This window comes from Allobosea sp. P2_A10, from assembly GCF_056405115.1.
On the sequence record NZ_JBFUCS010000006.1, the window covers coordinates 247757 to 260801 of the forward strand.

General features: G+C 64.5%; 11 protein-coding genes and 1 pseudogene. 10 read left to right on the top strand and 2 right to left on the bottom strand.

The genetic code is table 11. The features are described from left to right. Positions 1–20 precede the first annotated feature (20 nt). The 4 genes and pseudogenes from copM (at position 21) to AC1DZY_RS11555 (ending at position 4040) form a co-directional block, all read left to right on the top strand. On the top strand, positions 21–455 hold the full coding sequence (copM, locus tag AC1DZY_RS11540; RefSeq protein WP_476820255.1) for a CopM family metallochaperone: 435 nt from the start codon (positions 21–23) through the stop codon (positions 453–455). 124 nt (positions 456–579) lie between these two features. After that, positions 580–2937 carry a heavy metal translocating P-type ATPase gene (locus AC1DZY_RS11545; RefSeq protein ID WP_476820256.1) on the top strand — a complete coding sequence of 786 codons (2358 nt, stop codon included), beginning with the start codon at positions 580–582 and terminating at the stop codon, positions 2935–2937. A gap of 57 nt (positions 2938–2994) precedes the next feature. After that, positions 2995–3105, top strand: a pseudogene (locus AC1DZY_RS11550) (cation transporter); the annotation flags it as partial. 176 nt (positions 3106–3281) lie between these two features. Continuing rightward, positions 3282–4040 carry a hypothetical protein gene (locus AC1DZY_RS11555; protein ID WP_476820257.1) on the top strand — a complete coding sequence of 253 codons (759 nt, stop codon included), beginning with the start codon at positions 3282–3284 and terminating at the stop codon, positions 4038–4040. Positions 4041–4048: 8 nt separating this feature from the next. Here AC1DZY_RS11555 and AC1DZY_RS11560 read toward each other — a convergent pair whose 3' ends face one another. Together AC1DZY_RS11560 and AC1DZY_RS11565 are read right to left on the bottom strand one after the other, a co-directional pair. Beyond that, positions 4049–4429, bottom strand: a complete 381-nt coding sequence (locus AC1DZY_RS11560; RefSeq protein WP_476820258.1) for a hypothetical protein — start codon at positions 4427–4429, stop codon at positions 4049–4051. A 57-nt stretch (positions 4430–4486) separates the two neighbouring features. Further along, a complete protein-coding gene (locus AC1DZY_RS11565; protein ID WP_476820259.1) occupies positions 4487–4933 on the bottom strand; it encodes a hypothetical protein in 447 nt (148 codons plus the stop codon). Between the two features lie 207 nt (positions 4934–5140). Here AC1DZY_RS11565 and AC1DZY_RS11570 point away from each other — a divergent pair, with 207 nt between their 5' ends. From AC1DZY_RS11570 to AC1DZY_RS11595, 6 genes are all read left to right on the top strand, one after another. Beyond that, positions 5141–7669 (top strand): MobA/MobL family protein, encoded by a 2529-nt coding sequence (locus AC1DZY_RS11570; RefSeq protein ID WP_476820260.1) that lies wholly within the window; start codon positions 5141–5143, stop codon positions 7667–7669. Between the two features lie 97 nt (positions 7670–7766). Then, entirely contained in the window at positions 7767–8207 is a 441-nt protein-coding gene (locus tag AC1DZY_RS11575) for a hypothetical protein (RefSeq protein ID WP_476820261.1), read from the top strand. Between the two features lie 10 nt (positions 8208–8217). Then, a complete protein-coding gene (locus AC1DZY_RS11580; RefSeq protein WP_476820262.1) occupies positions 8218–9633 on the top strand; it encodes an exonuclease domain-containing protein in 1416 nt (471 codons plus the stop codon). Between the two features lie 118 nt (positions 9634–9751). Further along, the gene (locus AC1DZY_RS11585) at positions 9752–10816 is read left to right on the top strand and encodes a hypothetical protein (RefSeq protein WP_476820263.1); all 1065 of its coding nucleotides are present in this window, start codon (positions 9752–9754) and stop codon (positions 10814–10816) included. A gap of 131 nt (positions 10817–10947) precedes the next feature. Then, positions 10948–12108, top strand: a complete 1161-nt coding sequence (locus tag AC1DZY_RS11590; protein ID WP_476820264.1) for an AAA family ATPase — start codon at positions 10948–10950, stop codon at positions 12106–12108. A gap of 123 nt (positions 12109–12231) precedes the next feature. Continuing rightward, on the top strand, positions 12232–13011 hold the full coding sequence (locus tag AC1DZY_RS11595; RefSeq protein ID WP_476820265.1) for a hypothetical protein: 780 nt from the start codon (positions 12232–12234) through the stop codon (positions 13009–13011). Positions 13012–13045: the final 34 nt, after the last annotated feature.

Genomic DNA, 13045 nt, shown 5'->3' on the forward strand with positions numbered 1-13045 from the left:
CCGAAGAAGGAACCGAACCGATGAAACGCTCGATCCCCACCACGCTGATCTTCCTTGCCCTCGCCGGCTCCGCCTTCGCGCAATCGTCCCATCAGGGGCATGGCGCGGCCCCCGCGGCTGGCGCGGCCCCCATGGGAAAGATGGACATGGATTCCATGCAGGCCATGATGAAGACGATGATGCCGGCAGCCGGCGACGCGGCCTCGACCAAGGACTTCAAGGCCGCCGACATGAAGATGATGCACGACATGGCGGTGCCCTACACCGGCAATCCGGACGTCGACTTCCGCACCAAGATGATCCCGCACCATCAGGGCGCGATCGACATGGCCAAGGTCGCCCTGGCCCATGCCAAGGACCAGACGACGAAGGCGATGGCCGCTCAGATCATCAAGGATCAGGAGCGCGAGATCGCCGAGATGCGTGAGTGGCTGACCAAGAACGCCCCGAAGTAATCTTAGGCTCCGTCGCGGACGGAGATCCATCGAAGCGTGGCGAGACGCCACCCAGACGCCAACGAGCCGGGCCAACAGGCCCGGTTCCCCAGGCCGCTCGTCATCGAGCAGAAAGCCGGCCCCCATGACCCATCACGATCACCACCATGGCGAACCTGGTCATGACCATCGCCCCACGTCGGCAGCCCCCGTCGAGAAGGACCCGGTCTGCGGGATGACGGTCGATCCGGCCACTGCCAAGCATGCCGCGGCCCATGACGGCCAGACGTATCACTTTTGCTCCGCGGGCTGCGAGACCAAGTTCAAGGCGGCGCCTGAGCGATACCTGTCGGAGGGCGAGCAACCTGCCACCGCGCCTGCGCCGGCCGGAGCGATCTACACCTGCCCCATGCACCCCCAGATCAGGCAGCCAACGCCGGGAAACTGTCCGATCTGCGGCATGGCGCTGGAGCCGGAGATCGCGACGGGCGAGGCTGGGCCTAGCGCCGAACTGCGCGACATGACGCGCCGCTTCTGGGTCGGCCTCGGGCTGGCCCTTCCCGTGTTCCTCCTGGAGATGGGAGGGCATCTCCTCGACCTGCACATGTGGCTCGGTCCGCAAACCTCGAACTGGATACAGCTCGCCCTGGCGACGCCCGTGGTGCTCTGGGCCGGCTGGCCCTTCTTCGAACGAGGCTGGCAGTCGATCGTGAACCGCAGCCTGAACATGTTCACTCTGATCGCGATGGGCATCGGCGTGGCCTGGATCTACAGCGTCGTCGCGACCATCGCCCCTGGCATCTTTCCGGCGACGTTCCGATCCGTCGAAGGGTCGGTGGCGGTCTATTTCGAGGCGGCGGCGGTCATCACCTTGCTGGTCCTGCTGGGGCAGGTTATCGAATTGAGGGCACGCGAACAGACGGGCGGCGCGATCAGGGCCTTGCTCGACCTGGTGCCGAAGACGGCGCGGCGCGTGCGCGATGACGGCAGCGATGAGGACATCGGCCTCGATGCGGTGGGGGTGGGCGATCGGCTGCGGGTCCGTCCCGGCGAGACCGTGCCCGTTGACGGTGAACTCGTCGAGGGCCGCAGCTCGATCGACGAGGCGATGGTGACGGGCGAGTCGATGCCGGTCACCAAGGAGGTCGGTTCGCTCCTGATCGGCGGTACCCTGAACCGCAGCGGCGGCTTCGTTATGCGCGCCAGCAAGATCGGCAACGACACCATGCTCTCGCGCATCGTCGCCATGGTCGCCCAGGCCCAGCGCTCGCGCGCGCCGATCCAGCGCCTCGCCGACCAGGTCTCCGGCTGGTTCGTGCCGCTGGTGATCGGCGTGGCGGTGATCGCCTTCGGGGCCTGGATGCTTTGGGGGCCCGAGCCGCGCTTCGCGCATGGTCTCGTCGCCGCCGTCGCAGTGCTGATCATAGCCTGCCCCTGCGCGCTTGGGCTCGCCACGCCGATGTCGATCATGGTGGGTGTCGGCCGCGGCGCGAGCCTGGGCGTGCTCATCAAGAACGCCGAGGCCCTGGAGCGTTTCGAGAAGATCGACACGCTGGTCGTCGACAAGACCGGGACGCTGACCGAGGGCAGGCCGAAACTGACGAGCCTGAAGGTCGCCGAAGGCTTCGCCGAGGACGAGGTGCTCCGTCTAGCCGCCACACTGGAACGCTCCAGCGAACATCCGCTCGCCGAGGCGATCGTCGAGGCCGCCAAGGAACGGGGACTCACGCTCGCCGAGGCCAAGGAATTCGACAGTCCCGTGGGCAAGGGCGTCACCGGGATCGTCGAAGGCCATTCGCTGGTCATCGGCAGCCATCGCATCATGGGCGAAGCCGGCATCGACATCGCGACGCTTGCCGCGGAAGCGGAGGTGCTTCGCGGCGATGGCGCCACCGTCATCGTGGTCGCGATCGACGGTAAGGCCGCCGGCCTCTTGGCGATTGCCGATCCCGTCAAGCAAACCACGCCCGCGGCGATCAAGGCTCTCCAGGCTGCCGGCATCCGGGTGGTCATGCTCACGGGAGACAACCGGACGACCGCCGAAGCCGTGGCTCGCCGGCTTGGCATCGCCGAGGTCGAGGCCGAGGTGCTGCCGGAAGAGAAGAGCGGCGTCGTCGCCAAGTTGCGGTCTCAGGGTCGGATCGTCGCGATGGCAGGCGACGGCGTCAACGACGCTCCCGCTCTCGCCGCCGCCGACATCGGCGTCGCGATGGGAACAGGCACCGACGTCGCAATTGAGAGCGCCGGCGTCACCCTGCTCAAGGGCGATCTGCAAGGCATCGTGACGGCGCTCCAGCTCAGCCGTGCCACGATGGGCAACATCCGTCAGAACCTGTTCTTCGCCTTCATCTACAACGCCGCGGGGGTTCCGATTGCCGCGGGGCTGCTCTACCCGTTCTTCGGCATCCTGCTGTCCCCGATCATCGCGGCCGCGGCGATGGCCCTCTCGTCGGTCAGCGTGATCGGCAATGCGCTCAGGCTGCGGAGCGTGTCGTTGCGCTGACCAAAAGCGCCCGCCCGGCAAGGCGATCGGCTATCGGCTATCGCGTTCTATCTGTGAAGGTCAGCTTGGCCTGACGTGATCGTCGGCTTGGGGATCGCCGCAGTGAACGCGGATGCTGCGCGAGAAGTCTGGCACGCCGCGCGCGAGGAGCATGCGGCGGAAGCCTGATTCAATCAGCATCCGTGCACTTAGCGGCGGTTCGTCTCGCCGCCCTAGCAACCCGACGCACCATCGCAGAAGCATGCGCGCGATCATGTCAGAGCAGGACTGAATGAAGCCAAATTGACGTTGAACGAAAAAATCGCGATGAAATGAAAAGTCGCACACGAAATGAACCCACCAAAATGTCTGATGACGAACTCGATCACCCCAAATGGGTCACCATCGCAGGTGAAGCCCTGCAGCGGGTGAATTATGCACCACATGGCGAAAAGAAGTACGCATTACAAAGCGTAGTCGACGAGTATGGTCCGACAGCGAACCACATTCGCCGAATGATGCGCGCACTCGCTTTCACCATGGAACTCTCGCCATCGCATCCCGAGCTCGCGCAGGCACTTCGGGGTGTCACATTTAAAACCGCCGAGTTGGTGGATCGTTGGTATCGGCGCGACCCGGCCGCCGCGATCGACGCGGCGGAGCGCTATGTGTCGCGTAGGCTCAGCTTCCGCGCCTTGCTGGCTGAGTACTCAGGTGAAGCGTCGCGGCCACGAAATGGCACCGAGGATGCAGGCCTCGATCTGGATTCATTTCGTGCAGTCGCTCTGCGTCACGCCCGCAAACTGATCGGTGTCGAAGTCGACGAGGCTGAGCGCCCAAAACCACTTAAGCATCTCACCGGCATCGATCATCTGCTCCAGGAGCGAACCGGTGTAAAGCGCTGGGCGGTGATGATCATTCTTCCAGATCAAGCGCCGGCATTATACCGCTCGCGCCGAGAGCTAGACCTAGGTCGTGCGCTGGCCCTGCGGCAGGTCAAGATCGAGCCGATCTTCGTCCTGCCGCAGGAAGCACTTCCACACGATTTCAAAGAGCTCTTGACCCTCTTTCATGCAGAGTTCGCGCATGTCGCTGTGGTCAAGGTGCAGCCGACTTACGTGTGACTGGTGGTTCAGTCGTCCACCCCGTCTCCGGCCGTATTCGCGGTCGCGATAAGGGAGCGGTCGATGACGGCGGTCTCCTGCGTGGTGACGGTGATCTGGTCCTTCTGACGCAGTTCCTCATCGCGACGCACAGCCTGCGTGACGACTTCGAGCGCCTTGTCAGGCTGCTTCGCGGCCTCGCTCTTGAATGCGTCGATCGCGGGAGAGTTCGCGATCGCAGCGATGGTGGCGGCTAGCCGCAGGGCCGTCCACGCCTTCACGCGCGGCGTTCCATTATGAAAACTCGCGAGCACGAACTGGAACGCATGTTCGTGGATCAGGGCTCGCTCTGCGGCGGCCTTCTTGGTCGCCTTCTCGGCACCCTTTTCGTCATCTTCATTGTCATCCATCGGCCTGCTCCATTGGTTCGAAGGGGCGGGCGAGCGATGAAGCCCACCCGCCAGTTTTTAGTTGTTGCCGTGCTGCGGCGTGTTCCCGGTGGGTGGCGCTGCCTGGCCGTTCGCAGCTGCCCCGTTTCCGTCGCCAATCCTTGGCGCAGGCGTCGACGTCGACGACTGCGTTGCCTTCTTCGTTGCGAGCTTCGCCGCAGCCGCCTTGGCGATCGCCTTGCGCTTCGCAGTGTTCTCAGCCCGCTGCTCGACGATCATCTCGCTGATCGAGTTGTTGCCTTCGGCCGGATACGAGGTGTGTGCGTACGCCCGCACCAACGGAGCGATCTCACGCCTGCTCATCCCGGCACGCTCGCAGACGTTGGAAATGACCGCGATGCAGGCGGGCACCGCGTTCATCTTCTCCGCCAGCTTGCGCAGCTCATCGAAGGCTGCCGACCGCTTCGCCGTGTCGATGCCGTTCTCGCGAACGATCGCGTTGGCCAACTTCATCACATTGCTCATGTTGCATCCCCTCCTTTCCGGGACATTGACGGATATAGTCGTCAGCGATAATGGGAGTCAATAGGCGTGTGCATATACTGCTAGCATTAAGATCGATGGAGGGGGTCCAGGGGGAGCGCAGCTTCCCCGGCCCGCTTATTCATCCTCCGCCGCAGAGCGGCATGAGGATGAGCGGTCCTGGCGGGGCCTTAGAAACGGAGACGGCAGATGGCGGTGCCAAAGGGCAGCATGTTCGAGCGCACGGTCCACTTCGCTGCGAAGTGGGTCCGCGCCTCCATCGTCGAGGGTGTCCACGCCATCGGCGCCGTCTCAGCCTATGTCTGTGGAAAGTCGTCGTTCCTGGGGCGTCCGATCGACAGCCCCCATGCTGCGAACGAAATCGCTTTCGCAGGGCTGAGCCTGCCTGACGGCGTCGATCTCGACCGAGAGGAAGCCTGGGTCGAGCTCGACGCGTTCGAACGCAAATCCGACGGCAGCTATCGCCGCAATGGCGGCCATCTACCTCGTCTCGGCACGCACATCGATGCGACCCTGCCGTTCGGCATGGACGATGCGCAGGCGCGGCGCATCGTCGAGGGGTTCGCGCGATGGTTGACGCAGACGCATGGCGTGATCGTCGAGTACGGCTGCCATAACGCAGCCACCTTGCGCGACCACGCACATTTCCTAGTGAGCACGCGTTCGATGGCAGCCGGGAGCTACGGCGGAAAGGTACGCGCGCTCAACGGCATCGCCATGCAGCATAAAGATCGCGAGACCGGGACCGCCATCACGCAACGGCGCGACGACGGATCGGTCAAGGCGATATCTTCTGCCATGGACGAAATGCGAGCCGAATGGGCACGTCGCCTCGGAGCTGAAATCGGCGTGACGCCAGATCACCGCAGCTTCGCCCGGCAAGGGTTGGACATCCAACCCGTGCCTTATGTCAATCGCCGATCGATCGAGTTCGAAAAGCGTCAATCTCGTCGGACTGGAGCAGAACCTGCGTGGCGCACCGATCGCAAGCGACGGCTGGCCGCACGCACTCAGCAGCGTGCAATGAATTCCGCTCCCCGATCGCCTGAATCTCCTGTCGTCTTAAAGCCGTCGGCAGTGAGACTTGGACGTCAAGAAAGGCTCTCACCGCCGTCGACGGTGATGCAGTTGGCCAAACTGAAGGTCACTGCGCTGCGACATCAAATCCTGGCACTCGGACGCGATGCCATAGAGCGAATTCGCGACGCGGCTTCGCTCATGCAATCGGCGGGCGACGGACGCGCTCGGAAGACTGAACCTCGATCAGCGTCAATCCGGCACAACGAGGCGCTTACTGCCGGGTTCCAGCGTTCTGACGTGTCGTGGAATATCTTCGACAATGACCGCCTACCTGACGACGATGCCGGCAATACCGCCGATAGGCAGCGGCATGAAACACGCATGCTGTCGGACAAGCACCTTCTCTCGCTTGCATTAGTCGAGAGGCTGGCTTCACGAAACGCGCTCTTGGCCTTGCGACGCCTGCCTGAACTGGCCGATCGCTTCACCGCAGACGCGAAGGCACTTGTCGAAAAACATGACGAGCAGTGGGCGACGTTATGGACATCGAAGCGCCGCGCGTGGCGCGATAGGACTCAAGTCGTACTTCCAGCCGCGCATGCTCGTCGACGTCGAGTGCTGGAGGTGCCGACGGCGAGGATCCTGGCGGATCGCCGTCTCGCGTTGCTGCATTCTGGGCTCTCGCGTTCCGATGATGGTCTGCGCACTGAATTGTTCCAGCAGGCGATCGCCGCCGACGACAAGCGCATCGTTCAGGGTCGAACCAATATCGATAAGAGCACGCTCACGGCACTGCGCAGTGTCGATCCGCGCGTCAGTAAATTCGATCCAATCGTAGCCGAGGCTACTGAGCGATTGGGCTCTCGTTGGCAGGACGGGGTGACACGCCTTCTCTCAATCCAACGAGAGGCACGGATGGCGCTCTTAACTCGATATCAAAAGCGCGAAATCCGGTTGCGTCGTGACCATCGCCACAAGCTCGGGCTGATCGAGCGCTTGATCAGAATCGACGCGTTGCACGCACTACGCGAGCTGATGGCGATGACCATTCAGATCGCACGGGAAACAAAGCTCTTGCTGGACGCGCAGGGTCGAGACTGGATCGAGCTTCTGCGCAAGCACGAGGCCGACTGGCCGGCTCTGCCGGACATCAAGCTCAAGCCCAGGATACTACATCCTGTCATCACCCGGAGTGGCGACGCTGCGCTGGCTACCATCGAAAGCCCCGCCTTCAGCCGTCCGTTGGCAGAGAAACCCGCGTCGCCCGCGCGCCAGTCCGAGGACATCGCGCCGAGGGTGGATCGCGCCACCCCGCCGTCGTCGCACGTCCGGATCGTCGACGAACTGGCCGTACTGTCGATTCTTCACGGAAGGCGCTCCGACGCCTTGAAGCAGCTGCTAGCCGGGTATGTGGGCGACGACGTCGCGGAGTTCGATCGGCGCGCCAACGAGCGCTATGATCTTTTCCTACAAACCGCACAAAACCTCGGGCCGGGAAAAGAAAACCCGCTGCGGCCGCGGAAGCTGCGAGATATCGCTGCTGATCCTCTGATTCAGCGCTCACCTGAACTCAAGCAGCTGGTCGATGGAATCATCGAGCGGTTCACAAAACGCCGAACAACGTCCCAATCACCAAAAGCTCAACGTCCGAGTGCCGTTGAGACCGTCCTCAAAAGCAAAGGCAAGGACATCGTCTGAAAGCGAAGCCATGGAACCCTCGTTAGGGACCCCCGTGAAAAAGCGCTTGGTCGGAAAGCCGGGCGCGCGGGCCTGATGCTCCCACCTTGGCAAGCCTATGACCAAAAATAACCAACACGTCGCCGACGACATCGGCGACCGCGAACTCGCGCACTATCGCGCGCTCTACCGCGCCCAGACCGATACCGCCGACCACTTCCTGCGTTGGGAAGTGCACACGGCCCATGCCGCCCGGCTGGAGGCCGAACCCGGCAGAATCTTCGATGCCCATGGCGCCCTGACTGGCAGCCAACTCGGGGAGGGTGCCAGGGTAGCCGCGCGGCGCTACGCCCTCCTGATCGCGGAGGTGCCGGCGCATGACGCCGCCTTCGTGGCCTTGAAGGCCGAGATCGCGGAAGCGATCGAAAGGGACGCAGACGAGGTGCGGCGATCCTACGTCCTGCGCATGATGCAGGCGTCGCTGATCCGCGACGCCGAACGCCTCGGCATCGACATCGCCATGGTCGCGCGCGCCGCGCCGTCCTCCCTCAGGCACTGAGGCGGCGCCGATGACGATCGTAATCTACGACCTCGAGACTACCGGCCTGTCGCGCCACTACGACGTGCCGCTGCAAGCCGCCTTCCTGGTCTGCTCGGACGACCTCGTCGTTCAAGACGAAATCGTGCTGCGCGGACGCCCGCCTCAGCACGTCGTCCCCGCACCGGACGCGCTCCTGACGACCAGGGTGACGCCAGCGATGCTCGACGGCGCGCCGCTGTCCTACCTTGAACTAATGCAGGCCATCGCCGGCGTCGTGGCCAAAAACAAACCGGCATGCTGGGTCGGGTTCAATAACATCAGGTTCGACGAAACGATCCTGCGACAGGGCTTCTACCAAACGCTCCACCCCGTGTTCGCGACCCAGGCACCAGGCTGCGCGCGAGCCGACGTCATGGTGATGGCGCAAGCCATCGCGGCTCAGGAGCCATGGGCGTTGACCGTGCCGCTCAACGAGGCCGGCAAGCCGACGTTTCGACTAGGTCCGCTCTGCCGCGCCAACGGCATCGTCATGCCCGACGACGAGGCCCATGACGCGCTCGCCGACGCGCGCGCCACGCTCGCGCTAATGCAGCATCTGCGAGAGGCGGCGCCGACCACATTCGGGATGATGATGGCAAACGCGGAACGCCGACATGTCCTCGACACCCTTCGTCACGCCGACCTGCTGGCCCTGACTCAGCACTTCGGGGCCGCGAGGACGCTCCCCATGGCGCCGATCGTCGTCAGCCCTGTCAACGGCAACGCCTATGCACTGGCCGACCTCGCAGTCGATCCGGATGACTACCTCGACAAGAGCGAGGTCGAGCTCGCAGATCTCCTCGCGATCCGTGGGCCACGCCCAATCTTCACGATCGCCGCGAACGCTCAGCCCATGCTCTTTCCGTTCGAGCATGGCGGGGCTGTCATCGTCGATCCGCTGCTAGTCGAAGGATACCGGGCCCGGGCCCGTCGCATTCGCGACGATCACGGGTTCGTCGCACGGCTCGCCGCCGTGCTCGGCCGGCAATTCAGCGATCGCCCCATCGGCCCGGAGCCCGAGGAGCAGATCTTCGACCGCTTCGTCACGAAGCCTGATCAGGCGCACTCCCGCCGGTGGCATGAGATCGGCTGGGAGCAGCGCGATCGCTTCGCCCAAGCCGTGATCGACGATCCACGGCTCCAGGCGTTTTCGAGGCGCATCGTCTTCGAGGCGGCTCCGGCGACGATGGCGCCGGCTGACCGTGCGGGCATGAAAGCGTGGCTCGTCGATCGCCTCCTCACCGACATCGACCGGCCTTGGACGACGATACCGGCCGCGCGGCGCCGCCTCGCGGAGCTGGCCGCGGCTTGCGATCCCGCCGACGCGGAGCGCTTGCGGCACATCGGTGAGATCGTGGCTTGGCTCGACGCCAAGTCGGCTTCGCTCAACGCGATGCCCAGCTGATCAAGGAAAACGGGATCGTTGAAGCGACGCGCATCGCCCTCAGGGGCAGTGCTTCCCGTGGCTGCGTCGGCTTCGATAGGTAGCGTAAGGGCCCCGAGCCAAATCGCGGGCGAACACGGTGAAAGGCGCCGAAACGGCGAAGGAGGGAGAGGAAATCGTGCTGCCGCTCGGCAGAAACCCCTCGGAAAGAGTAAAGACCATGACCAAAAAGACCATCGCCACGACCGCACCGCGCAAGCCTGCCGGCCTCGACACCCTCGTCCTCTCGTCGACGATCCGGCCGATCACCGAAGATCTCGCAATCGCGGATCGGCTTCCTAAAGCGTCGATCGACGTCGAGCGCTTCGCCGGTCTGCACCACGTGCAGCCGGCCTCGACCGCCCTGATCGCGCGTGCCGGCTTCCACCAAGAAGAGCTCGGCCGCTTCGTCAAGCTGGCGTCCAAGGATGCACCACGGACCGAAGAGCGGATCGACACCTTCAATGCACTCAACCTGCTCCGGCAGGGTGCCTACCTCGCGGTGGCGCTGCTCGATCCGAGCTCCGACGATGACCGCTGGGCCAAGAACCTCATCGGCGACAGCCTCATCACGGCGGCAAGGCGGCAGGGCGATACCACCCGCGCTGCCGTTCTTCGGACCGCCTTCGGCATCAAGGCGAAGCAGAAGACCAATGCGGCGCCGATCAGCGAGATGCCGGCCTGGCTCCAGGAGACCTCCCGCCGAATGGGTCTGATCCGGCCCCCTGCAACGGGTACCTCCGCCGACGACCTCGCCGATGCCGGCTGCTACCGGCTGGAAGAGGCTCCCTCGCTCGAGACATTCTTCTCAAGCGCGCCCGACCTCGCATCCCTCGCGGAGAAGGCCATGGACCTCATGACACTGGCGGATGCCCGGACCCGGAAGGACGGAGCCGACGATCTTCGCGACCGGGCCGCCAAGTCGGCGATGACGCTCGCCTACGCTGAGATCGCTCGCGTGGGCCAATGGCCGGCGCGTACCGAGCGCGATCTTCATGCGAAGGCGATCTGCCGGAAAATCCTTCGCGATCGAGCCGCCGATCCCGCCGAACTGCGCGCCACAGCCGCCCTGGCATTCGACCTCGGTAATGCGACGGCCGCGCAGAGCGACCGGTTCAAGATCGAACCGGAACATGTGACCGAGCGGTTCCCCGGCCAGGACTAACATCGAAACGCTCCGCGTTAGGGCGGCATGAAGGGGGCGAACCACGGGGTTCGCCCCCTTTCGCGTTCGATGGGCGCGGTTGGCAGGCCGCGATGGCCGCCCCCGAAACATCGAAATAGCGAGACTGGCACATGCCTGATACCGACACCGCAAATAAAAATCCCAGGCTGACAAGGAAGCGCAGGACCGATCGCTTCGCGTCCGAGACTGCTGATGTCGACAAGGCGGCCGAGGCACCCATCACCCCGCCGGATGGCACGATCGCCGTCTACGATCGCGACGAGGTCGAGCGCCAGATCACGCTCGCCTGGGGCTTCGAGCCTCACCTTGAGGAGTACTATGGTCCGCGCCCCACCCTCGGCCCCGACGAGGGGCCGCGGGTCGATAGGCTCTTGGCCATCCTTAATGACCTGCGGGGTCCCCAGCGTGCCTTGTTGTTCGGAACGCCACGCCTTCGTGCGGCGCTGGCGCATGTCCACGCCAAGTGCCCGGCGTTCGGCGAGGTCATCGCGCTCTATGAGCGCGCCGTCGCCTTGTCGGCGATGACGGGCGCACCCGTCTCGGTTCCCCCGGTGCTGCTGCTTGGCGAGCCAGGCATCGGCAAGACCCATGCATCGAAAGCAATCTCAACGGCCCTCGGCGTCGACATCCACGCATTCTCCTGCGCGACGTCGTCCGATGCCCAGGCGCTGTTGGTCGGCCATCCGCCAACCTGGCGCGGGGCGCGTGCCGGAATCCTGACAGAAGCCATGATCGGGTCTGTCAGCGCACAGCCAGCCGTACTTTTCGACGAAGTCGACAAGTTCATGACGCACGCGACCGAACAGCCGTACGCCGTCCTCCTATCGGCGCTCGAAGCTGAAAACGCCTGTGCCCTAAAGGATGAATATCTTCAGGTCCCGTTCGACGTCTCGCGCGCTCTGTTTATCCTGACGGCGAACGACGCCAGTCAGATTCCGGGTTTCATCATGGACCGGGTGCTGGCCTTCCATATCGCACCGCCTACCGGCGATGCCCTCGTCGCGATCGCGCGCAACATCGTCGTCGACGTCGTCGACTCCCTGCGCGGCGGCGTCGCGGTCCCCGAGGACGTCGTGCTGCGTCGCCTCGCCACGACCAATCCGCGCGGAATCAAGAAGCTCGTCAGGCTGGCTTTTGGCTTCGCCGCCGCCGCGGGGCGGGGCCGGATGGAGCTCGCCGATATCGACGCCGCCGAGGCCGTTGCCGCCGGCGCGTCTAAGCCCGCTCGGATCGGATTCCTCACGGCCGGAAAAGGGCCTGGGTCGATGTAGGCGCGAGGGAGAGACCAGGGCCCAAGCACGGCCGCGCCGCTGCCGAAGAAAACCGGAGATCGAGGGAATACGAAGAAACCCCTCTGAAACCCTGCCCAAACACCAGATCAGAAACCAATACCGATGACCAAGAAGCTCCCGACCCTGTCGCCGACCGCCTCTAAGACGCCTCGCAGCACCGTCGCGCCGCGACGGCTGAAGGATGTCCATTCTCCCGCCGCGGTTCGCCTGTGGGTACCGACCCCGTGGCCTGAGATCGGCGGGCCCAAGCTCGATCTGGCGCCTGACCCGCGCTTCGCCCAGCCCGACTTCACCAGCCGGTTCGTCGCCGGCGAGCGTACGACCGTCTACATCGCCGGGTGCCGCGGCCTCCTGAGCTCCGTCGCGCAGCTGCTTCACATCGGTGCGTGGAAGATCTCGACCACGCAGGACGAGTCGCCTGGCCTCCAGCGTCGTCTCGACGCCCTCGCCACCGACCGATACGGATCGACCTACAAGATCGGCACCGACACCATGGAGGACCCGTACTTCAGCCGGTGGGGTCTCTCGATGGTGGGGACCGTGACGCCGTCGCCTGGTAGCCCTATCCGGATTCTCCCACGCGGCATCGAGGTCATTCTGCCGGCCGACCTCGACTTCGAAACCTTCGAGCGGCTGCTGCGCCAGGCCCTCTCGAACGCGGAACTCGGGCGTTGGGTGACGTCGTGGGCAGGGCGTGCGCACTGCGCCAGGTTCGGGCTCTCTCCCTCGCGCTTCGAGCGCTACAGCGCCTACGATATGGGAGGTGTCGACCGCATGTCCCGCGCCCGCGAGATCTTCCTGTTCAAGCCGGCCAAGCAGTCCCAGCGGCTGGTCCGGATCATCGAGACCCTGATCATCGGCCACGTGCTCGCTGGGCCGTAAGAGGGCGTCAAACAACGCGCTGCCAGATCGCGGA